This window comes from Porphyromonas levii DSM 23370, from assembly GCF_000379925.1.
Lineage (GTDB): Bacteria > Bacteroidota > Bacteroidia > Bacteroidales > Porphyromonadaceae > Porphyromonas_A > Porphyromonas_A levii.
Map to the genome: position 1 here is coordinate 14,046 of NZ_KB904241.1, position 22,686 is coordinate 36,731.

Consider the following 22,686-nt stretch of genomic DNA (forward strand, 5'->3'; position numbering starts at 1 on the left):
CACAAGATAGATGAAGAAGACTAAAATACTATTCGTTTGTCTAGGCAATATTTGCCGAAGCCCCTCTGCCGAAGGCATAGCGCTCCATATCATCAAGGAGCGGGGCTGGGAAGACTACTTTGAGATAGACTCCGCCGGTCTCCACAGCATGCATGCTGGAGAACTGCCCGACCCTCGCACGCGGAGGGCAGCACAAGAGCGAGGTTACGATCTCACTAGCCGTAGCCGTGAGATAGAGACAGAAGACTTCTATACTTTTGACCTTATCGTGGCCATGGACGATGCCAATGCTACCGAACTCTACCACCGTGCACCAGGATTGGAGGAGAGCCGCAAGATAGTGAAGATGCGTGAGTATTTCCCTGAGGGTGAGATGCTCGACTATGTCCCCGATCCCTACTATGGCGGAGCTAGAGGGTTTGAGCTGGTGCTCGACCTACTCGAAGCATCGGTAGAAAATCTACTACGCCAACAGCTACAAAAGTGAACCACTTTATCCTTTTGGCTGTTTAAAAAGTAGGCGATATATTTATTAACGACAAAAGAAACAGACATTATGGCTAAAGTAACATTGGGTGGCAACCCGATTAATACAATGGGCGAGCTACCAAAGGTAGGTAGCGAGGCACCAGACTTCAAGATTGTACTCGGAGACCTTTCAGAGAAGAAGCTCTCAGACTTCCGTGGTCAGCGCGTAGTCCTCAACATCTTCCCTAGCATCGACACAGGGGTATGCGCTCAGAGTGTACGCACATTCAATAAGCGTGCATCAGAGGCTGAGAATACCGTAGTGCTTGGTATTTCTGAGGATCTTCCTTTCGCACTCTCTCGCTTCTGCGGTGCTGAGGGTATCGATAAGGTCGTAACCGCTTCTCTCTTCCGCTGCGAGAAGTTCGGAGAGAACTACGGTGTAGAGATGATTGATGGACCGCTAGCTGGTCTGCAGGCTCGCTCTATCGTAGTAGTAGACGAGGCTGGCAAGCTCATCTATACCCAGCTCGTACCTGAGATCGGAGAAGAGCCAAATTACGATGCAGCACTAGACGCACTCAAGTAATTGAGACAAACGAATAACCCCCTCTGTACACTGGCACAGCCAGAGCGGAGGGGGTTATTTTTTATCTATAAGCGGCTATTATGGTCGCTCTTTGGCACAAAGCCCCTCCCATTATATCTTTTTTGGTAACTTTGTGGCACAACCATGAAATAATAGTAATACACACACATACTTACATCACTCAAATTATGCAACTACTTGAGAAGATCGTAGCTAGCGCCAAGGCCAATCAGCGCCGTATCGTGCTACCCGAAGGACTAGAGGAGCGTACACTCCGTGCTGCTGACCGCCTCATCGGCGAGGGTGTAGCAGAGATTATCCTAATTGGCAACCCCGAAGAAATAAAGGCTAAGGCTGCCGATCTAGGACTCATCCACATCGCCAAGGGCGCTACCCTATTGTGCCCTAAGAGCAACCCTAAGAAAGCTGAGTATGCCAACATCCTCTTTGAGCTACGCAAAGCCAAGGGAATGACAATGGAAGAGGCTACTAAGCTAGCTGAGGATCCACTATACCTCGCAAGCCTTATGATGAAGGCTGGTGATGCAGATGGTGAGGTAGCTGGTGCACTCAATACTACCGGCAACGTACTCCGCCCTGCACTGCAGATCATCAAGACTGCGCCAGGTATCAAGGTCGTGAGCGGTGCATTTATCCTCATCACTAAGGCACACCAGTACGGACAGGATGGTATCATCGTGTGCGGTGACTGCGCTGTAATGCCAAGCCCAACAGCTGAGGAGCTAGCACAGATTGCGGTCTCTTCTGCAGGTACAGCTAAGGTACTCGCTGGTATAGAGAACCCTAAGGTAGCTATGCTCAGCTTCAGCACCAAGGGCAGTGCTAAGCACGAAAACGTAGACAAGGTAGTGGAGGCAACCAAGATAGCACAAGGCATGGCACCCGAGCTAGACCTCGATGGCGAACTACAGCTCGATGCTGCACTAGACCCTAAGACTGGCGCTTCAAAGGCTCCAGGTAGCAAGGTAGCCGGTGCCGCTAACGTGCTTATCTTCCCAGACCTACAGGCAGGCAACATTGGCTACAAGATGGTACAGCGCCTAGGTGGTGCCGAGGCAATTGGTCCTATCCTACAGGGTATCGCTATGCCAGTCAATGACCTGAGCCGTGGTTGCTCTGTAGAGGATATCTACTACATGGTTGCCATCACCAGCAATCAGGCTACTGCAGCCCTCAATAAGTAATACCGATTAATCAATACTATACAACGTTATTTATATGAAGATTTTGGTTCTCAACTGCGGTAGCTCGTCCGTAAAGTACAAGCTCTACGACATGAGCAACGAGTCAGAGATCACCAGTGGTGGTGTAGAGAAAGTAGGACTACCCGACTCTTTCCTCAAGTTTAAGAAGTCGGACGGTGAGAAAGTGACTATAGAGCACAATATGCCTACCCAGAAGGAGGCAGTTCAGCTCATCCTCGATACATTGGTCAACCCAGAGTATGGTTTCATCAAGAGCTACGACGAGATTGGCGCTGTAGGTCACCGTATGGTGCATGGCGGCGAGAAGTTTAGCCAGAGCGTGGTTATCACCGATGAAGTACTCAAGGCTGTAGAAGACCTTATCGTGCTAGCACCCCTCCACAACCCTGCAAATATCAAGGGGGTAGAGGCTACCACGAAGCTCCTTCCAAATGCTAAGCAAGTAGCCGTATTCGATACCGCATTCCACCAGACTATGGAGCCATACGCATACATGTATGCATTGCCCTACCGTATGTATCGCGACCTCAAGGTACGCCGCTATGGTTTCCACGGTACTAGCCACCGCTACGTAAGCAAGCGTGCTTGCGAAATCCTTGGGCTAGACTACAATACGGCCAAGCTCATCACATGCCATATCGGTAACGGTGGTTCTATCGCAGCTATCAAGGGCGGGAAGGTCATCGATACCTCTATGGGTCTGACCCCTACCGAAGGTCTTATGATGGGTACCCGCAGTGGAGACGTAGACCCAGGTGCTCTCGTATTCATTATGGAGCAAGAGGGTCTCGACGTGAAGGGGCTTAGCAAGCTCGTGAATAAGGAGTCTGGTGTAGCTGGTTTCTCAGAGATTTCTAGCGATATGCGTGACCTAGAGAATGCCATCGCTGAGGGCAATGAGCGCGCTAAGCTTACCCTCCACATGTATGAGTATCGTATCAAAAAGTACGTAGGTGCTTACCTCGCAGCCCTCAATGGCGCTGATGCGATCATCTTCACAGGAGGTGTGGGTGAGAATCAAGCATCTACCCGCGAGTTTGTCTGCACCGACATGGAGTACGCAGGCATCGAAATCGATAAGGAGCTCAACAACTCTGTAAGGGGTAAGGAAGTCGTCCTCTCTACCGATAAGAGCAAGGTAAAGGTGATGATTGTACCTACCGACGAAGAGCTGCTCATCGCTCGCGATACCCTTTCTCTCGTACAGTAAATTGAGAGAGCGGAGGGGGGAAAAGTCCAAGTTAGGACGCTACTCGCCCTTCACTCAAATAGGCAACTGCCAATAAATCAATAGCCACGACCCCACTAGTAGGGTCGTGGCTATTGATTTATTGGACAACCACCTATACCTCAGTTTTACAGCATCTTGCATCATTGACAAATGCACTCAGGCGAGCACCCATCGCGACTCAGGCGAGCGCCCATCGCGACTCAGGCGAGCACCGAAATTTATTCCTAGAGATAAATAAATTTATCTGTACAAATAAATAAATTTATTCCTAGGAATAAATTTCACTGATATAGGGTATCGGAGGATGGCATGAGCGATGACTGATCAGGGCGGGGAGTACTATACTTTTATAACTATCCATCACCATTTCGCACTTATAGAGCTATAGGAAGTGGATAAAGTTCTACAACTTTAAGAAGCCTCACCAAAGTTTGGTTTGCACGCGAATTGCAAACGATATTGGGCTATTCTCCTGGGAGAACTTTCTCGTTGCCATACATCGGGCAGTCGCCTCGTGCAAGTCACAGGACATCAATGTGGATGACCATTTTCGTGAAGTCACGAAAATGGTAGATTTGGGTAGTAGTGCCGCTTGCCTAGCATCAATTTGTAGGTTTTTTGTAACTTTGGGCATTAAGTGGACTATTAATAACTATTTAGGATATGAACAGACTTAGGAAGATATTGCTCACAGCTATGCTGGGGCTTATTGGTTTAAGTGCTTCGGCACAAAAGATGGGCGTAGCAACTACCAGATGCGAGGTGGGCTTTCTCTACCAGATTAGCTATCAGCCCAATTGGGGCGATTCTCGGGCAGTAGTGGCAGAGGTATTTCCTGGCTCGCCAGCCGATGAGGCAGGTCTCCGCATGGGGGATATCATCGAGACGGTTAATGGCTTTAGTACTCTGGAGATTAGCGAGGAGGAGATGACGGCAATGCTCCTCAACCCCAACGAAGGCAGTGTAGAGCTTACTATTAGCAACTTCGCCTACCAGTCCAAGCCTGTAACACTCAAGAAGAGGTGTATCCCTATCGATGCGCTCTCTGAGGCTGTTTTGGCACGCTCATTCAATATGTATAGTTTGGAAGATGTGACAGACCGCAGGTTCACTATGCCTTTCAGCTACAATACACCTGCCGAGGTAGACTTCATCAAGTACAAGAGCTTCAGCTTTACCAACGCCAATCGTCTCACGCCTGAGGAGCGCACTGTGCAGACCGAACTAAAGCGCAAGGGGCTAGTTTACAAGGAAAAGGGGGGCGACCTCCTCGTGAGCATTCACTCTAAGCTCGAAGCCAATCCATCTTATAGGGAAGGTGCCGAGAGCGATGTAGAGATGGGACTAAAGAACTACCGCATAAATCTTGCGAAGTTTGAGGTAGAGCAATTCCCATTCCTTAGTATCAACGCCCCTAGCTTCACCGGCATGCACCATCTGACAATTGAGGTGGATATCTTCGATGCAGCCAACAATACCAAGATATGGAGCGGCACTGCCAAAGAGAAGCTCAATGGCTCCTATAGCTCTGAGCGCTATATGCAATACTTCGCACCACTACTGATGAGCAACTTCCCATTTGTACGCTATCTGAATAACCCATCATTTGTGATGCACAAGAATACCCATAGAGCTATTGGTATCTACCTAGATGCTAATGACCTACAGCGTGTGCTATGGGTGGATAAGAATAGCCCTGCCGAGAAGGCGGGTATACAGGCAGGCGATAGGATTGTATCTATCAACGGACTGCCTCTGGAGAAGTCGGTAAAGGCCGTTACGGATCATTACTTCAACTTTATAGAGAAGAGCTTCGACCTCAGGGATGAAACCACCCGTTTCCCATCCAATGATGGTTTCCAGAACAACCGCTACTGGCGCATGGATAAGTACCAAGAAGTGTCTGATATGATTCAGAACCCTTCGTACAAGTCGGCATTTAGCTACCTATTTAGCCACAGAAGCTATGTACACAATCCTATCATCCAGGATATTATCCTAGAGGTGAAGCGCGGTGACTCTGTAGAGCCTATTATGGTCAAGCCTAAGATGATTGCCCACGATTACGTGGAACTATACTAAACGAGGGAGTAGGAAGGGGATGAGAAAAGTACTTCTTGGGATTGCCCTTGGAGCTATGGCAATGGTCGCTTTGGCTGGAGACTTCCAGTCGAAGCGACCCAAGCTAAGTGACAGGCTCTTCTCTTCGGCTGTAGTTGAGGCAGATATAGTACGCCTGCAAAACCTAATAACGCACGAGAAGCTGAGCTGGATGGTAGGCAACTGCTTACCCAATACGCTCGACACCACGGTGCACTATAGGCTAGATGCAGAGGGCAAGCCAGAGACTTTTGTATTCACTGGCGATATCGCAGCCATGTGGCTCAGGGATAGCGGCGCCCAAGTGTGGCCTTACCTTAGGTACGCTCATAGCGATGCCAAGGTGCGGAGCATGCTGGAGGGAGTTATCAGGATGCAACTAAAGCAGATAATACTCGACCCCTTTGCTAATGCTTTTCTCGATGGACCGAAAGAGTCGCACTGGAAGAGCGACAACACGCTCATGCTCCCAGGGGTGCACGAACGTAAGTGGGAGATAGACTCACTATGCTACCCTATCCGCTTGGCTTACCAGTACTGGAAGGAGACGGGAGACACCTCGGTATTTGACCAGAACTGGCTGGAGGCGATACAGAGGGTGCTGGCAACGTTTCGCGACCAGCAGCGCAAGGAGGGCAAGGGGAGCTATTGTTTTCTCCGTGTTACAGATAGGAGCACCGACGGTAAGAGCAATATCGGCTGGGGCGAACCAGTGAAGCCTATGGGGCTGATTGCGAGCGCTTTCCGCCCAAGCGACGACTCCACCCACTACCAGTTCCTCGTGCCAAGCAACTTCATGGCTGTGGCTTCTCTGCGTAAGGCAGCGGAGATACTCGAGGTAGTGAATGGAGCAGTGGCACTAGCAACTGAGTGTCGTGCCCTAGGCAATGAAGTGGCAGAGGCACTCCAGAATTACGCGGTCTACAACCACCCTAAGTATGGTAGCATATATGCCTATGAGGTAGACGGATTTGGCAACCACAACCTGATGGACGATGCCAATGTGCCTAGCCTCTTGGGGATGGCTTACCTCGGGGACGTAGAGCTCGACGACCCTATTTATCAGAACACTCGTCGCTTCGTTCTGAGCGATGACAATCCCTATTTCTTCAAGGGGAAAGTAGGAGAGGGTATCGGCGGACCACATGTAGGCTATGATATGATATGGCCTATGAGCATAATGATGCGGGCATTCACCTCTCAAAGCGATGCAGAGATTGCCCTCTGCATGCAGATGCTATTGGATACCGATGCCGGTACTGGCTTTATGCACGAGTCTTTCCACAAGGATGACGCCACGAAGTTTACTAGAGCATGGTTCGCTTGGCAAAACTCTCTCTTTGGCGAACTAGTGCTTCACCTCGTGGATGAAGGCAAAATCAATCTACTCAACAATCTAAAATAATGAGGAGAATACTACTCTATATCACCGCACTCGGGCTTTCTCTCGTGGCGATGGCGCAGTCCGATAACATGCGTCAGCTATTCCTCGGCATGCCACAGCAGGTAGTGCCTGTGCTTACTAAGGAGGCGAGGGCACAGCTCGTGGACAACTTCGACAAGCGGCAAAAGGGCGAAGCACCCGCCGAAGTACGCAATAGCTTCAATGGTTATTCGGCAATCACCGCACTCTCTGACGACTTTGCCGAAGTAAAGCTCGACACCCAGACCTCCCTACAGATGCGTAGGCTCTACCTAGACCGCAAGAGCTACCTTATAGGTTTGATATTTACCAGTAAGGTGGTACCGGAGCAGTCGGTGCTAGCGCTCTATGATCAGGAGTGGAAGAGAATGCCTGAGGAGAAGTACTTTCAGCATCCCGAAGTGGCAGACTTCTTTAGCGACCCAGCGCAAATACAACTCAATAGTACAAAGAAGATACTGAGCACCATTGGGGCACTCAGCTACCGATACAGCTGGGTAGAGGGCTCGGATGTACTGAAGATAGAGGTAACGAGCTTCGAGGAGCCGATGACGCAATCGCTATACCCCGAAGCCACCAAGTGGTTCAAGGCAAGTGGAGTACTATACCAATGGCAACGTGGTCAGCTAAGAAAGGAGAGATAATAAGCAAGACGTACCAATGAGCAATACTGAGGATAAAGCAAGACAGCGCAAAGCGCTCATGATTGTAGGCGCTATTCTACTAGTGGGGCTAATAGGGATAGGCATTTATACTATCATCAATCAGCGCGGGCAGATACAGGATATTCAGGCGATAGCCGAGCTTGAGAAGCAAGCGCTACAAGATGAGTACAACGAGGTGGCACTCCAGTACGAGGGCTTCAAGATAGAGGTCAAGAACGACTCGATTCTACAGCAGCTCGAGAGCGAACAGGCTAAGGTACAACGCCTAATGGAGGAACTGCGGACGGTTAAGAGCTCCAATGCTCAGCGTATACTAGAACTCAAGCGCGAACTAGAGACGCTTCGCAAGGTGCTGAGACACTATGTGGTGCAAATTGACTCCCTCAACCGCGCCAATGAACAGCTACGTTCGGAGAATAAAGATCTCACTGAGCAGGTAAGCCAAGTGGCATCGGAGCGCTCTCAGCTCCGCCAAGAGAAAGAGAAGCTCACCGAACAGGTCACCTTGGCAAGTAAGCTCTCGGCATCGGGATTCAAGGTTACGCCCCTCAATTCACGCGGGAGGGAGACGAAGCGCATCCACAATATGAAGCAGCTACAGTTTACCTTCACGATTGAGAAGAACGTAACGGCTAAGCCCGGCTTCCGAGACATCTATATGCGTATCTCCACGCCCGACGATGTCCTTCTACAAAAGCCCTCAGAGAGCGGTACCTTCAGCTTTGAAGGCAGTAGCGTACCCTACTCCATCAAGAGGCAAATAGAGTATGGCGGGGAGTCGACCTCCGTCACCATGTATTGGAATATAGAGGAGTACCTCATCGAAGGTAGTTATAGAGTAGAGCTATTTGCCGATGGTTATATCATCGGAAGATTCAACTTTTCACTTGGGTAATATTTCGTGATGGACGCACCAGTATTTAATAGCCGTAATAAAAAGGAGTACCCCCCGATGCACACCGCCGAGCACATCATTAACCAAGCCATGTGCAGGCTATTCGACACAGGGAGGAGCACAGGAGCACATATTGAGTGGAAGAAGTCTCGACTAGACTTCCATGCACCCAATACTATGGGCGACTCCGAGGCGAAGCAGCTCGAGGACGAAGTGAATAGGGTCATCGCTCTCGACCTACCAATAAAGTACGTGGTCACTACCCGCTCCGAAGCCTCACAATATGGCGTAGACCTTAGCCGCATACCCGAGGACTCCTCCGAAGCGGTACAGATTGTGCAGGTAGGCGACTACGATAGCTGCCTCTGCATAGGCAGCCACGTGGAACACTCTGGGCAAATAGGGCATGTGGAGATCTACTCTCACGACTACTACCCCGAGGAAAAGCGGTGGCGTATACGCTACCGACTCTCTGGTGAAGACCCCAAATTTCAAGAATAGACAGACGTATATTATGGAACTAAAAGCGCGTTTCGACCATTTCAATTTCAATGTCCTAGACCTAAGGAAGAGCTTGGACTTTTATCAAAAAGCACTAGGGCTCAAAGAGGTGCGCCGCAAGGAGGCGAGCGATGGCTCCTTTATCCTCGTCTACCTAGGGGATAGCGCCACTAGCTTTACCCTAGAGCTCACTTGGCTAAGGGACAGAAAAGAGCCTTACAACCTAGGCGACCTAGAGTACCACCTCTGCTTGAGAGTGGAGGGCGACTACGATGAGTGGCGAGAGTACCACCGAGAGATGGGGTGTATATGCTACGAAAATCATGATATGGGTCTCTACTTTATCAATGACCCCGACGGCTACTGGATAGAGATACTTCCTCTAACGAGATAAACGGAAAGAGTATGGCACGACAAGCACCAATAGAGTTAAAGGATAAGATACATATCAAACGGAGACTCGCAAAGGTATACGAGAGCCTTCTGAAGCGCAATGTGATAGAAGACTTCAACGACCTCGCTAGTCAGCTAGACATCAATAAGTCCACCGTGAGGGGCGCCTTCAGCATTGGTTCGCCCTACCTCTCCATGCGCTTTCTCGATAGGTTGCTTGCCGTCTATGGCGATTACTTCTCACGCGAATGGCTCCTCAAAGGCGAAGGAGCCATGAGAGCGAAGATAGAGGTAATACCTGAGGAAGCACGCAAAGAGCGCTGGATGAGGGTGGCGCACGTGGTGCAACAAGAAGGAATGCCCATACCCGAATTCGCCAAAGCCATAGGCATAGGTAGCCCCAGTACCATTTACCGAATACTTCAGAACAAGACCAAACCAAGCAATACCACGCTCAACCTCATCCTGGATAGATTCCCCGAATACGGACGCAGCTGGCTACTACATGGGAAAGGCGAAGCCTATATTAAGCCTCCCAAAGAAGAGGGGACTGCCGTATCGGCACAAGGCAATGCCATCCCCTTCAAGGTGGAGAACCTCATGGAGTTTGCTATCATCCCCGATGCCGCAGCCGCAGGAAGGCTCACAGGTTATGGCGATCCTAATCCTGAAGGTCTGGAGACCATGACCCTCCCAGTGGAGCGTATGTACAAGGGCAACTACTATATCTTCACCGTACGAGGCGCCTCCATGGACGACGGATCCACCAGAGCTATCTGCGAGGGAGACAAACTCCTATGCCGCGAAGTTGCTCGCGAATACTGGTCGGCCGGGCTCCACTACCACACCTGGCCCTACTTCGTCTTCGCCACACAGACAGAGGGTATCGTAGTGAAAGAAGTCGTTAGCCAAGACCTAGAGCGGGACATTATCTCCTGCCATAGCATCAACCCCGACTATCCCGACCTAGAGTTACACCTACGAGACATCGTGGGTATCTACAACGTGGTAGAGCTCCTTGGGAGATCCATGAAGAGATAAAGAGCATACGCCCCTATCCGGCACAGCCTCATACATAAGCAGCAAAGCCAAGACCCCCAGTACGGCGCCTTGGCTTTGCTACGTTATATATCCTCTCTTACTATTCTACACAATAGCTATTGGCTGTCATCGTCATCTCCTTAGCGTATCACTAAAGTCAATCCTCTGCAAAATGCTTCGCCCGAGAGTAAGGTCATCGGCATACTCCAATTCATCACCAATAGCCACTCCGCGAGCAATAGCAGATATCTTCACCGGCAAGTCCTTCAGCATACGGTAAATATAGAAGTTCGTCGTATCCCCCTCCATAGTGGTACTCAGCGCCAATATAACCTCCTTGATGCCCTCGTCTACTACACGCTTCGGCAAGTCTTGGAGAAATAAATCGGCAGGACCCACCCCATCCATCGGAGATATAATGCCACCCAACACATGGTATAGCCCAGTATACTGCCCAGTATTTTCTATCGCCATCACATCCCGCACACTCTCCACCACACAGAGGGTAGAAGCATCGCGCCCCGTATCACTGCAGATCTTACAGACAACTTCATCCGAAATATTGTGGCATCGCTCGCAGTACTGAATGCCATCGACAAAGTCCCGAAGGCTATCCACAATACGGTGCGTGAAGCCCTTATCCTGCTTCAGTAAGAAAAGCGCCAACCTCAGCGCACTCTTGCGCCCCACCCCAGGAAGAGAAGAGAAAGCGTCTATCGCCCTCTGCAGGAGGATCGAGTAGTCGTCAGTTTGTTGCATCTTCCCCCCTCAGCGTTACGTGGTCAAACTTACGGCGGCGCAGAATAAAGTCCTTACCCAAGTACTTCTCCCGTACCACCTCATTCTCGGCCAATTGTTCCGCAGTACCCTTAAAGAGTACCTGACCCTCAAAAAGCAGATAAGCCCTATCCGTAATCGATAGAGTCTCATGCACATTGTGGTCGGTGATTAGGATGCCTATATTCTGTTCCCTCAGCTTAGAGACAATCAACTGAATATCCTGTACCGCAATAGGATCCACCCCTGCAAAAGGCTCGTCCAACATGATAAACTTAGGGTCGATAGCCAGGCATCGAGCTATCTCCACACGCCTACGCTCACCTCCCGACAGACGGTCGCCATTATTAGTACGCACCTTCTCTAGCCCAAATTCATCGATGAGCTTCTCGAGCTTTATCTCCTGCTCCTCGCGCTGTAGACCCGTCATCTCCAGTACCGAACGGATATTATCCTCCACGCTCATCTTGCGGAATACCGACTCCTCCTGCGCCAGATAACTAATACCCATACGAGCACGCCTGTAGATTGGCTCCTTGGTAATCTCTCGATCATCCAAGAAAATCCGACCATTATTGGGTTGTACCAACCCCACCGTCATATAGAAAGTAGTCGTCTTCCCAGCGCCATTAGGCCCCAGAAGCCCCACGATCTCACCTTGCTCCACCTCGATAGAGACATGGTTCACCACCGTACGACTCTTATATTTCTTTACTAAATCCTCAGTCCTTAGCTTCATACACACCTATACATTAGCGTACAAATATACCAATTTACAGCGCAATACCCTTCACCCAAGCGCTTGATATACAGCAGCAAAAAAATAGTCTACTTCACCATCAAATTTATCCCTATTGATTTTTTTAGTTTCGGACTATCTGGCTGAGAAGCAAGAGGTTACCGTTTGGGGTGATACGAACAGGTAACGATTTAGAAATGAGCGGAGTGCTTTGAGGTACATTGTTTTGAATAGCCAAAGAACGCTCACCATTTCGGTCGCAAATATACAAAATTTCGCCAAAAAGAGAGAACTCTTTTGATTCATTATATTGAGACCTCAATGTTTTGGTATAAAGTATCCTTCCTTATATATGATCTGAACTAATAATTCATTCCGATTCTTATTGAGCTTTCTAAAGTTGAGATTATATCCATCATATATCTTCGAACCTCCTACAGGGCTGACGCATTATAAATGAAAAACTGATTTTGGTGTTGAGGGGAGAATGAAGGACCTAAAAAGGGGACTCAATATAGTCGCAAAAACTCTTCATTTTTCTCTTCAAAAGGCTTGTCTATATCGTAGATTTTTCGTATCTTTGTAGCTGATAATCAAAGCAATAAGAAATATTCTATGAGCATATTCAATCAGCTTCTAATGGTCGAAGATCCACGCATAAATCGATGCAAAAAGTTCCCCCTAGGATACATCCTTACAACGGTGTTCACCGCAACTATCTCTGGTTGCTCCTCTTGGTACGAAATAGAAGACTACGCAGAGGAGTACAAAGATGATCTAGAGGCTCTATATGAGCGTATTTCAGGAGAGTCAAGCTCCTGGGGAGTCCCCTCTCACGACACGCTCAATCGCGCCATCAGTCTTCTTGACCCCAAGCAAGTAGAGCAAGTTTACAAAGCCTTTCTAGAGGAAAGCTTTGAGATAACAACTGGCAAGCACATCTGTCTAGATGGTAAGACGATGAGAGGAGTTAAGAAGCTAGACTTTGATGCCAACAGCCATTGCGTCACAGCCTTTGATCCCAAGCAGCAAGCCTCATTGGCTCAGGTATATATCTCTACTAAGTCTAACGAAATCAATGCCATCAAAGAGATTCTTAAGGCTCTAGATCTACGAGACACCGTCATCACCATTGACGCTATCGGCACTCAGACCGATATCGCAAAGGCTGTGGTCGGGAAAGGCGGTGAATACATACTCCAAGTTAAAGATAATCAGAAACTAACGAAAGAAGAGGTGCAAAGCTTCTTTTGTCCCCTCTACGATGCTCACATAGTGCATCAAGAGCAGAAAGACTTTGGCCATGGGCGAATAGAAACACGCACGATGAGTAGTATCGTAAACCCTTTATCTCTAGACCCAGACTCGACTTTAGACAAATGGGAAGGGCTCAAAAGTATCCATATGATGACAAGAGTACGGACGGACAAGAAAACAGATAAGTCCACCAGCGAGACCACCTTCTATATCTCTAGCCTGACAGACGGAGCGAAGGTCTTCAAGTTGATACGTGAGCATTGGGCTGTGGAGAACAAGCTACACTATATGCTGGATATGCTTTTTAGAGAGGACTACTCTACCAAAAGAGCTGGCAACGCCGCTCAGAATATGAACATTATAAACAAGATAAACCTGACTATCATTCAACGGCTTAAAGACAAGCTCAAGGGCACATCAACACTTCGCCTAAGGAAAAAGCTCGCACGTATGACTCCAGAGGAAATCTTCGAAATGGAATTATAATGCGTCAGCCCTGGAACCTCCTATCAAATGTTATAATATCTGATCTATTCTTGCGACATTGTATTTCTCATAATCATCCAGCTGGTTATAATATTTTCCAATAAGCTCGCGATCATCTGGATTATTCTCTTTTACATCATAGTATTTCACCACATTAAAAGATGCACCAATGTCACTAACCTGTCTTCCTAATCTTGTATCTGCACTATATTCAAGCCTGAGTAATAACGCTTCAATGCCATTAACTTCATCAACATTTACACCCTTGCGAGTTGATTCAAATTGTTTGTAGAGCAAATTAAATAAACCGAAATATTTTACTACTTGGTAACGGAGCATATTAAAAACAAAATTAGCAGCCTTTCTAACTCCCTTATCCACATCCCCTTCTTTTCTAATATGATAATTTACCGAGCCTGAAAATCCTTTAGAAATAAAAGCAGAAATCATACCAACAAGATAACAGTTACCAGACTGATCATTTCCGTTCTCTACATAAAAACGTAAATTGTCATTTTTGATAATTGGACGGATAGTTTGACATATAAGTTCAAGACCTGGAAGATAAGACTTCCTTTGGCCAACGTAACGTCTTATTAACTCTGTTATCTTTTCATGATCTGTTGTTGAAAAGCGAGCAATTGTATTGTACAAATAAATCTTGTCATCATATGATATTGTTCTAAACTCCTCAAAACATGCTTTAGGCATTATTCCACTTTCTTTGATAGCCTCTAACTGCTTTTTCCTATTTTCTTGCTCGATTGTGAGATAATTGGAATCTGATAGAACAATATCCACATCTTTTTTATCAATATTCTTGTCAAAAAATTTATGTTGCAACAATTCGTCCTCTTCGTTCATTCGATCCGCAAAATTTTTATCTAGAATAAAGACCCGCCCTTGATAATGCTGCATAAATCTACCAGCTCGCCCCTCTATGTTCTGTGCATCAAACTTTTTTAAGTCTTTCGTTCCTTTTTTCCCAGAAAGCACTATCACGTTTTTAGCTGTGGTATTTACCCCCTCTGTGATAGTAGTAGTACATATTAGGATCTTTAAAATATTCTGATTAAACAGTGAAATAATTTCCTGCTGTATATACTTTGGAACTGAACCGTGGTGTATACCAATTCCTTTTTTTAATGCTTTTGAAACAATCCATTGTGCTCCCCTCCCATTCGCAAATAAACTATCTATATGGTTTGTAAGCCTGATTACTTTTTCGGAATCAACATCTTTGATGTAATTATTTTTACTAATTAAAATTTTAGCATATTTTTCCGTCGAAGCTTTTGTACTGCAATAGACTATAGCATTTTCTCCTCGATTCAAAAGTTGTGTAACAAGTTGGACAATGCGAGCACTCTTAGTCTTATTTGTAAATGTCAAGTGAAACGTGTTATCAATCTCAATGGTTGATGCTGTTTCTGCAAAGACCTCCACCTTATTCACTATTTCGTAGTGATTGTAGTTGACAATAGCAAAATCATAATAGTCAAGGAAAGTTTTAAATGAGAATTGTGCATCTTTTTTATCTTTGGTCGGAAGTGCTATATATGGACCTGTAATTAAAGAATCAACATGCGGGGTCTTTAGCAATTCGTGCAAAGCTATCCTGTACGCCACATCTCGCTCATTCTCTTGAGACACCTCGTCTATGATAAAACCATTATCAAGCTTATATATCTCATCTACAAATACAAAATCCAATTGAATTTCTTTGTTCTTATCCAAAAAAGACAAGAATCGTTCTGGAGTAAAAATAAAAAGATTCCGTCCGCTTATTTCCTCTTTATCACTGAGTGTATGAATCACATAGTTATCCTTTACCCACTTATATTCAGGCGATAAATGAATCTTAAACAAGTTCTCAGAAAGGAGAGAAAGGGTGGGGAAAATAAATGCAACATTAGTATATTCCATCTTCCTTACAATCTCGTATATCAAGAATGTTTTTCCGAAAGATGTTGAAGCACTCAGAAAAATACGATTTCTCTGCCCTCTCTTGAATCTTTCCAAGAGTTCTTTCTGGTAGCGATGCAACATGACACCTTCGCCAACTATCAAGCTGCTTTCATTGATATAATTTGAAAAGGTCTGCAAAGTAACCTCTTCATCAACGTATTCTCCAACATTCAGCATCGGATAATAATACTGGGGGAGACCTGCTTGGTTAGCAAGATAATGCAAGAAGAGTCTATCCGCCTGAGATAACTCTTTTCCTTTCATAATGTCGAAAAAAGAACAAACAGCCTTAATCATTAAAGGCTGCAAATTTGAATCTTCCTTAGCTTGGTTAATAAGCTTTACGGCATCAGCTGCTGCTTTTGATTTATCCATTGCAAAACTTGTGTCTTAATAATACGACTATTATCCACATGAAAAAAACAAGAAAAAGATTGTATATGGGATTGTTAGTGTAGGTTGCACAGCACTATATTTGGTTTGAATATATGATATTATACCCATTATGAGATCATCGTATACAGTCATTTTGTCATCAAAGATAACTAGCATCGGATATACAAGGTGCATATTGTGTCGACTGGCTTCTTTTGCCATATTTATCAATGGGTCAGCTCGCCATTGATCAATAATTTGTCGAATTCTACTCTTCGGCTCAATATGTTCATAGTGGTTTTCCATCGCAATAAAATTCCGATTGAAGTAAGAATCAGAAAGAGCTTTGTTAATATTATCAAATATAGAGTCTAACGACTTTTTATATCCATCCAAGTAAAATTTTGCTTCTCCAAAAAGTAGAAATATTGTTTGATTGTCTTCTACCATCAAATATGAGTCATAACCTTTAGTCTCAGCATTTTCTAAAGCAGAGTATAAATATCCTCTAGCAAGTGCCTTTTCTGCATGAAAAAAATGACTAAGGAGAAGATGAAGCATAACTTCGCCTTGAAAACCATACCCCAGCTGAATACTTTCTGAAGCACTTGGGTCAAATTTTAGTTTGCTTAATAATGCTCTTATTTGGAGCTTGTCAAGCTGAGTTAAATCTATTTCATTATCACTATAAGCATACTCAACTATTCCATTATAGATTATGTTTGCTATATCAATATTGGTCCCATTTTGATGTAAACAATAATCTTTTTCTGTTGAAATACATGAGCATGAAATGTGCTTATCTGCAATATCATGAGGTAGATGATACTGCAAAACAATTGAACTTTGGATTAATTCCTTAAGACTTACTCGCATTGCCATAATCAATAAGTACAGAATTGCTTAAAATGCGTAGTTTACATTTATTTGCTTGCAAAGGTAAGCATTTATGAGGGTATGTGAGCGTCTTTTCTTGTTTTTCTTCTTGTCGGTGAAAGAAAAAAGCAATTACAGTCGTTGAGAGTGATTACGGTTGATGAGCTGTTTCCATTTCTGTTCGCACCAATCAGTTATGGGAAGTCCGTTGATAGTTAGTAGCGGTCGCTTCTTCTCGTCCTTGATGATACGGATTTCGCTGTCCTCTTCCGTGAACTCTCTCTTGTATAATCCCGAATAAGCTTTAGCCGTTCCTCGCTGGGGAGCTTCCGTGCGATACATCTCCGCTATCCTGTCATCAGAGAAATTCATCTTTCGCAGCATCAGACGAATATTCAGCAGTTGATAGAAGCCATTGAAGAAGCGTTTTATCCAATTCCGCTCTTCCTCGTAAACTTGCATTGTCTCTTTCAATTCGGCAATAGTTCTGTCCCTTCCCCTAACCGTATCCTGCAAAAGAACGACCTCCTTTCGGATTTCATTCTTCTCCTTCTCTGAAAGATACCGTTGCCGTTCGACTTCCTGCTCCAAATCTTCTATACGCTTCTCTGCTTTGTCGAGTTCGGAGTTGCCAAAGAGGGAGTACAGCGTGCCTTTCATTCGGAGCTTGCCTGCCTGCTTCTCCAGCTCCTTTATCTTGGCTGTGAGTTCCGCCTTTTGAGCTTCTTTCTCTTTCGTAGATTTGAGAATTTCCTTGTAATACTCCATCGTGGTGCGGTGCTTGGCGACCGAGCCGTATACGCCCCGTTCCAATCCGAAATGCTGCACTCGCTTGGCATAGTCCGTTTGATACTGCTCCAGCTTCTTGGGCGTAAGCACATCATCGGCACAAAGCCGTACCTTGTTCTTCTTCGTCTTATACTTCCGCTTGCCGTTCTCGGCTTCCTCTTTGGCTTTCCGTCTTTCACCCGTGACAATCGGGACGACGGTGGCGTGAATATGGGGAGTTTCCTCATCTGCGTGCAGCGTGGCAGCGACCACGTTGTCTGCTCCGAAAGTGGAGCGAAGCCAATCCATCGATTCATCACACCACTCGTACAGGCGTCCTTCCTGCTCTATGCGAGCCATATCCTCCGGTGAACTCGACAGGATAAAGCGTAAGGCTTTGACTTGGTTCTTTGCTACCTTTCGGTAGATACCAGCTGTGGCGATGCGATGCTCTATCGCTTCGCTACGGTTGGTGACATTTGCAGGGAATTGCACCAATTCCCTGTTCAGGTGCGTGCGAGAAGGATCAACGTTACTCGGGGTATATGCCCGCGCTATATGAGCGGTATTTCCCGAGTCGTTGCTCCTCGCCTTGTCTATATGTAGTACGGCGTAGCCCATTGTTTGAAGATTGATTTAAGGGGTATCCAAAGGGGCGGAGTCCCTTGGCTCAGGAGGGTATTTTTAGCGATAACGAAGTGTAGCGTGAAGAAAATACCCTAATGAGCTATGGCATTTCTCGAAATGACCTCTCCGCAGCATCTCTTTCGCTTTCGTTGCCTGCTGCATTCTGTGAATGCCTGCACGCTTTGTTTCTAAGTTGGCTCTGCAAACTTGCGGTTCTGAGGAACTGCCATAGATTCTTGAAACAAAGTCGTTTCTCTGCATATTTACCTCCTCCTGTCCCTTTGGATACCCGATGATAGAATGATGTTATTTGCTCTCTTTTGCGTTATCGTCTGAGTCCCCTTTTGCGAGGTGGTATGACCTGCTTCTGCCTTGTTATTTGGGCAACGTGGTAGTCGTTGAGGTCTTTGTATCGGGTATAGTGTCGGTTCATATCCTCTACCTTGATGCCTGCTGAGTAAAGAGTTTGGAGGGCATTTCGTCCTGCCGAGTCGTTGTCGAAAAAAGCCCGAATGGAGCTGATGCCTTTCTCGTGGAGATAGGCGATGGCTCGTGGAAGATTGCTGACGGAGTTCAGCACAAGGCAAGGGGCGGTTTCTTTCCCTTTCATCGTGAGAAGGGAAAGGAAGTCCATAAAGCCCTCGAAGATGCAGAGAGGAGCGTTGTCCTCTCGTCCTGCAATCACGGATATATCCTTCGGTGCGATTGTTCCTTTGAATGTCTTGTCGTCCCGAAGCTCATACCCTCCTGCACGATTGACAAAGCCGATAGCAGAGAACTCTCTTCCTCCTACCTCATAGCGAACGTGACGGAGATAAGGGCTTGCCACGGCAAGGTCTATCCTGCGTACCTCTCGAAGATAGTTTTGCAGATGTAGGGGTAACGCTTCACAAATGGAAAGAATGCGCCTTGTACTTGTGGATTTGGTCATAGTAATGGTTGTTTCACGATGAAAGGAAGAAGGGGCGAGGGTTGTTGCTTTCCCTTCGGCAAGATGCGCCATTGCTTCGTAGGCACTGCATCCACGTATCCGCATCACAAGGTCGATGATGCTTCCGCCTTGGCTTGTGCCGTAGTCGTGCCATAGGTTTTGCCGAAAGTCCACTTTCAGGCTGGCGTTGTGGTCTTCTCGGTAGGGTGCGTGATAGAGGGCATAGCCGTTGTACCGCTTGGTAGGCTCGATACCGCAGGCGTGCAGATAGTCCCCTATCGGTATCGCCTTGATGTATTGTAGGTCGTAATATTCGTTGTTCATTGCTATTATCGTTGGATTTGGATTGTTCGTATTCATTTTTCGTTATTTCATTTGTTCGCTCTGTTTTCTCTTTTTGGAATTTTCCCCTTTTCATCTTACTACCCTTCGATACTCGGATAAGTGATTGACAGTGAAAGAGAAAAGTGTAACACTTCATTCGGTTTTATCCTTCTATACCTTCTTTCTACACCTCTCCCCATTCATTCTGCCGTAGAAGCGTAGAAAGATGGTAGTAAGCAGTGTCGAAAGATGGACACCTCCTGCAATCCTTTCTCTTTCACTGTATTACCCTTAGTTGTAGTAATGTAGTAAGGAGAATAGGAAAGAAAAGAGAAAGGAGTATTACAAAGAGGTTGGTAACAACAGGGAGCTATGGTGGTTGCTCGGGGTGAATCTTGCGGACGGCATAGACATAGACAGGATTGCCGTTTATCCTGCGACACTCCCTCGCATAGCCTGCCTTTCTCAGGGCTTCGCCCATCCGTTTGGTGGAGAGGGATTGTCGGGTATAGCAGGAGAGGTAACCCACTATCTCCGAATTGGTCATATAGAAGCGTTTCGTTGCCGTCTCCGCTTCCGTGGGAAAGGTGAAATAGCGGAGCAATAGTTCCATCTCTGTCGTATAGACTTGGAAGGCTTCGCTGTTTCTATGCAACTCGGCAATCTCTTCATCATTGAACCAATAGCGAAACCCTTCATTCAATAGGGTCTTGGCTTCGCTGTAAACGGCATCCATCGGAATGCTCTTGGCTCGGTCTATCTCTATTGCCAATACTTCAAAAGGCAGGAAGCGTCTGCTTCCTGTCGGGTCGGTAAGGAAGTCGTTGCCATTGACCGAAGCCACGAAACTTGCCAAGTGGGGTCGTTCCTCGATATGCTTCTCGTAGGGCATACGATACTTCACCTGCGGACAGGTAATGAGGTTCTTCAGTTCGTTCTCGTCCCGCTTGTTGAGGGCTTTGAGTTGGTCGTCAATGTTGATGATGAGGTTTTGCCCGATAAGGCTCAGCACGTCCTTTTCCTGAGGGTAAATCTTTCCCGTATAGCGGTAATCGGAGAGAGCCGGTGGACAGAGCAAGTCAAGGAACGTGGTTTTGAACTTGCCCTGCTCGCCTGTCAGCACAAGGCAGGTATGGTTACGGCATTGCTTGTCGTCCATTACATTGGCGACCACTGCCACCAGCCACTTGGTGAGGTATTCTTTCCATTTCTCAGGATTGGTTACGCTCACGCAGTCGGAAAGGGCGATGATAGCTTCCGCATTCCCTTTCGTCAGCGGTAAGGCTTGGAAATAGCTTTGTACGGGATTAACACGTGGAGAGAAATCGCTTTCGATGATGCTGTACAGGTTCTCGGGTGAGGTCTGTACATCGGCTTCCTTGTCCAAGGCTCGTTTAAGGGTATTGATGCGGTAGCGGTCTATGGCTGTGTAATCACCCATCCCTCGAGGACGGTACTCCGCTCGGCGCAACACGGTGTTGTACCGAAACTCGTAGCGAGCTGAAAGAAACTCTTCTATTTGAACGTTCTTGGAGGGACTCTCCTTCTCTTCTTTTTTCATTGTTCGTTCTTCTTCTGTTTGCTTGGTTTTGAACTTTCATCCGAAAACGGATGCTGAAACCAAGTTACAGAGGCGAACACAGAGTCCCAAGGCTGGTGTGTCTGTTGCTTCGAGGTACAGAGAAATGCTCCGAAAATGGATAGGATAAACAGGGAAAATCGGGACAAAAACACTCAAAAGAAGAGAACAGAGAGGAGAAAGGCTCTGTAAACGACTTCATCGGATTGCCAACGTCTGCACCCTTTTTCTTCGGACGAAAGAGGAGCGTCTGTTTTCATTAGCGATAGAGCCACATCACACCATATCAGAGCCACAAGTACGCACTTAGAGAAAGGTGAGTGAAACAGGCGATTTGTGCTTATACATTTGCCTGCGATTTCCTGCTGTTTCCCTTGATTTCATCGGTTCTTGGGACAGGGATTTCGCTTGCATACATTTGCACCGAAAAGAGAAAAACGACAATTAAAAACGATATTGATATGAGATTTACCGCCATCGACACCTCCGCGTGGGAGGAACTGAAAAAGAGCATCGAAGAGCTGGCTCTTTGTATGCGAGAACACTTCGGCACGAAGCCCGAAGTCCCTGACCTATTGCACAACGGGGATGTGTGCCGAATACTGAACATCAGCAAGCGAACGCTCCAACACTATCGGGACACGTCTGTGCTGCTCTTTATCCAAATTGGGCATAAGTGCTATTACAAACGTGAGGATGTGGAAGCACTCCTTGCCAAGTCCAACCGCAAATAACCACAGCTATGGAATACGAAACCATCAACAAAGAAACGCCCGAAATGAAGCAACTCATTTCGGGCATTCAAGAAGTAAGCAAACGCCTTCGAGAGATTGCCCAAACGCATCGTCCGCTCTTCGGGGGAGAAATCTACCTTACGGGGCGAGAGGTCTGTGAACGGCTTTTCGTCAGCCCTCGCACCTCAGGGCAATCGCATTTGAATTATCATAGATAGTTGTATTCGAGTATCTGAGAAGGTTTCATAGTTGCGTTCCTCTTTCTTAGGTTTTTCATTGGAATTTTTGTTTTCTCTTTTTGCTTTTCGAGGAAGAAGAGAGCTATCTTGTTGATTATATTCCAGTTCTTCGCTTCGTTGTCCTTTCTCTTTAACGATTGGTCTTCACCGAGAATNACATCAAGACAATAGTGTAAGTTATTCTCTACCGCCCAATGATCTCTAATGAGAGAAAACACCTTTTTNGGGTCAGTTAGCGATGAAATAAAGTAAGCCATCTCCACACTTTCTTTTTCTGTTTTTTTGTCATATCTAACCCTCTTTAGCTTGTGGATAGACTGAATTCCTTGCCACTTGTCCAAGTCTTTATATAGTTCTAATTCCTTGAATTGAGACAAGTCAACAATGCTTTCCATAGCTCTTTCTTCCACTCGTCCGTGTCCTTGCTCCAATGAAGACGTCTTAATGATGTGAGCTTTGTAGGCGGGCTTGAAG

21 protein-coding genes and 2 pseudogenes are annotated in these 22,686 nt (G+C 46.5%); 15 read left to right on the top strand and 8 right to left on the bottom strand.

The window, feature by feature from the left end:
* Positions 1 to 10 precede the first annotated feature (10 nt).
* The 12 genes and pseudogenes from A3GG_RS0103730 (at position 11) to A3GG_RS0103780 (ending at position 10,532) form a co-directional block, all read left to right on the top strand.
* Entirely contained in the window at positions 11 to 487 is a 477-nt protein-coding gene (locus A3GG_RS0103730; RefSeq protein ID WP_018357978.1) for a low molecular weight protein-tyrosine-phosphatase, read from the top strand.
* Positions 488 to 556: 69 nt separating this feature from the next.
* Positions 557 to 1,057: a thiol peroxidase gene (gene tpx, locus A3GG_RS0103735; RefSeq protein WP_018357979.1), complete on the top strand. Its 501-nt coding sequence runs from the start codon at positions 557 to 559 to the stop codon at positions 1,055 to 1,057.
* A 188-nt stretch (positions 1,058 to 1,245) separates the two neighbouring features.
* Positions 1,246 to 2,262: a phosphate acetyltransferase gene (pta, locus tag A3GG_RS0103740; protein ID WP_018357980.1), complete on the top strand. Its 1,017-nt coding sequence runs from the start codon at positions 1,246 to 1,248 to the stop codon at positions 2,260 to 2,262.
* A 34-nt stretch (positions 2,263 to 2,296) separates the two neighbouring features.
* Positions 2,297 to 3,493, top strand: a complete 1,197-nt coding sequence (locus A3GG_RS0103745) for an acetate kinase (protein ID WP_018357981.1) — start codon at positions 2,297 to 2,299, stop codon at positions 3,491 to 3,493.
* Between the two features lie 447 nt (positions 3,494 to 3,940).
* Positions 3,941 to 4,104 (top strand): annotated as a pseudogene (locus tag A3GG_RS13820) (DNA damage-inducible protein D); the annotation flags it as partial.
* A 73-nt stretch (positions 4,105 to 4,177) separates the two neighbouring features.
* On the top strand, positions 4,178 to 5,596 hold the full coding sequence (locus A3GG_RS0103750; protein WP_018357982.1) for a PDZ domain-containing protein: 1,419 nt from the start codon (positions 4,178 to 4,180) through the stop codon (positions 5,594 to 5,596).
* A 19-nt stretch (positions 5,597 to 5,615) separates the two neighbouring features.
* Complete coding sequence (locus A3GG_RS0103755; protein WP_018357983.1) at positions 5,616 to 7,019, top strand: glycoside hydrolase family 125 protein; 1,404 nt, start codon at positions 5,616 to 5,618, stop codon at positions 7,017 to 7,019.
* Positions 7,019 to 7,681: a DUF3256 family protein gene (locus A3GG_RS0103760; protein ID WP_018357984.1), complete on the top strand. Its 663-nt coding sequence runs from the start codon at positions 7,019 to 7,021 to the stop codon at positions 7,679 to 7,681. Before A3GG_RS0103755 ends, A3GG_RS0103760 begins: the two co-directional genes overlap by 1 nt.
* A gap of 16 nt (positions 7,682 to 7,697) precedes the next feature.
* Positions 7,698 to 8,597 (top strand): hypothetical protein, encoded by a 900-nt coding sequence (locus A3GG_RS0103765; protein WP_018357985.1) that lies wholly within the window; start codon positions 7,698 to 7,700, stop codon positions 8,595 to 8,597.
* Between the two features lie 9 nt (positions 8,598 to 8,606).
* Positions 8,607 to 9,098, top strand: coding sequence for an alanyl-tRNA editing protein (locus tag A3GG_RS0103770; protein ID WP_018357986.1), 492 nt, complete (start codon positions 8,607 to 8,609; stop codon positions 9,096 to 9,098).
* A 13-nt stretch (positions 9,099 to 9,111) separates the two neighbouring features.
* The gene (locus A3GG_RS0103775; protein WP_018357987.1) at positions 9,112 to 9,492 is read left to right on the top strand and encodes a VOC family protein; all 381 of its coding nucleotides are present in this window, start codon (positions 9,112 to 9,114) and stop codon (positions 9,490 to 9,492) included.
* A gap of 11 nt (positions 9,493 to 9,503) precedes the next feature.
* The gene (locus A3GG_RS0103780; protein ID WP_018357988.1) at positions 9,504 to 10,532 is read left to right on the top strand and encodes a helix-turn-helix transcriptional regulator; all 1,029 of its coding nucleotides are present in this window, start codon (positions 9,504 to 9,506) and stop codon (positions 10,530 to 10,532) included.
* 132 nt (positions 10,533 to 10,664) lie between these two features.
* Here the strand turns inward: A3GG_RS0103780 and recR are convergent, their stop codons facing one another.
* Together recR and lptB are read right to left on the bottom strand one after the other, a co-directional pair.
* The gene (gene recR / locus A3GG_RS0103785; protein ID WP_018357989.1) at positions 10,665 to 11,291 is read right to left on the bottom strand and encodes a recombination mediator RecR; all 627 of its coding nucleotides are present in this window, start codon (positions 11,289 to 11,291) and stop codon (positions 10,665 to 10,667) included.
* Positions 11,278 to 12,048: an LPS export ABC transporter ATP-binding protein gene (gene lptB, locus A3GG_RS0103790; RefSeq protein ID WP_018357990.1), complete on the bottom strand. Its 771-nt coding sequence runs from the start codon at positions 12,046 to 12,048 to the stop codon at positions 11,278 to 11,280. Before lptB ends, recR begins: the two co-directional genes overlap by 14 nt.
* Positions 12,049 to 12,663: 615 nt before the next feature.
* Between lptB and A3GG_RS0103795 the strand changes: the two genes are divergently transcribed.
* Entirely contained in the window at positions 12,664 to 13,791 is a 1,128-nt protein-coding gene (locus A3GG_RS0103795; protein WP_018357991.1) for an ISAs1 family transposase, read from the top strand.
* A 30-nt stretch (positions 13,792 to 13,821) separates the two neighbouring features.
* Here A3GG_RS0103795 and A3GG_RS0103800 read toward each other — a convergent pair whose 3' ends face one another.
* From A3GG_RS0103800 to A3GG_RS0103820, 5 genes are all read right to left on the bottom strand, one after another.
* The gene (locus A3GG_RS0103800; RefSeq protein WP_018357992.1) at positions 13,822 to 16,134 is read right to left on the bottom strand and encodes a helicase-related protein; all 2,313 of its coding nucleotides are present in this window, start codon (positions 16,132 to 16,134) and stop codon (positions 13,822 to 13,824) included.
* A 30-nt stretch (positions 16,135 to 16,164) separates the two neighbouring features.
* Complete coding sequence (locus A3GG_RS12605; protein ID WP_018357993.1) at positions 16,165 to 17,016, bottom strand: HamA C-terminal domain-containing protein; 852 nt, start codon at positions 17,014 to 17,016, stop codon at positions 16,165 to 16,167.
* A 126-nt stretch (positions 17,017 to 17,142) separates the two neighbouring features.
* Positions 17,143 to 18,399, bottom strand: coding sequence for a MobV family relaxase (gene mobV, locus A3GG_RS0103810; RefSeq protein WP_018357994.1), 1,257 nt, complete (start codon positions 18,397 to 18,399; stop codon positions 17,143 to 17,145).
* Positions 18,400 to 18,730: 331 nt separating this feature from the next.
* A complete protein-coding gene (locus A3GG_RS0103815) occupies positions 18,731 to 19,660 on the bottom strand; it encodes a toprim domain-containing protein (protein ID WP_026215601.1) in 930 nt (309 codons plus the stop codon).
* 370 nt (positions 19,661 to 20,030) lie between these two features.
* Positions 20,031 to 21,221, bottom strand: a complete 1,191-nt coding sequence (locus A3GG_RS0103820; protein WP_018357996.1) for a VapE domain-containing protein — start codon at positions 21,219 to 21,221, stop codon at positions 20,031 to 20,033.
* Positions 21,222 to 21,700: 479 nt separating this feature from the next.
* Between A3GG_RS0103820 and A3GG_RS0103825 the strand changes: the two genes are divergently transcribed.
* Together A3GG_RS0103825 and A3GG_RS13045 are read left to right on the top strand one after the other, a co-directional pair.
* The gene (locus A3GG_RS0103825; RefSeq protein ID WP_026215602.1) at positions 21,701 to 21,973 is read left to right on the top strand and encodes a helix-turn-helix domain-containing protein; all 273 of its coding nucleotides are present in this window, start codon (positions 21,701 to 21,703) and stop codon (positions 21,971 to 21,973) included.
* 8 nt (positions 21,974 to 21,981) lie between these two features.
* Positions 21,982 to 22,158 (top strand): annotated as a pseudogene (locus tag A3GG_RS13045) (helix-turn-helix domain-containing protein); the annotation flags it as partial.
* Between the two features lie 23 nt (positions 22,159 to 22,181).
* On the opposite strand, the gene A3GG_RS0103830 reads toward A3GG_RS13045, so the two are convergent.
* Positions 22,182 to 22,607 carry an ISAs1 family transposase gene (locus A3GG_RS0103830; protein ID WP_051074813.1) on the bottom strand — a complete coding sequence of 142 codons (426 nt, stop codon included), beginning with the start codon at positions 22,605 to 22,607 and terminating at the stop codon, positions 22,182 to 22,184.
* Between the last annotated feature and the right edge of the window lie 79 nt (positions 22,608 to 22,686).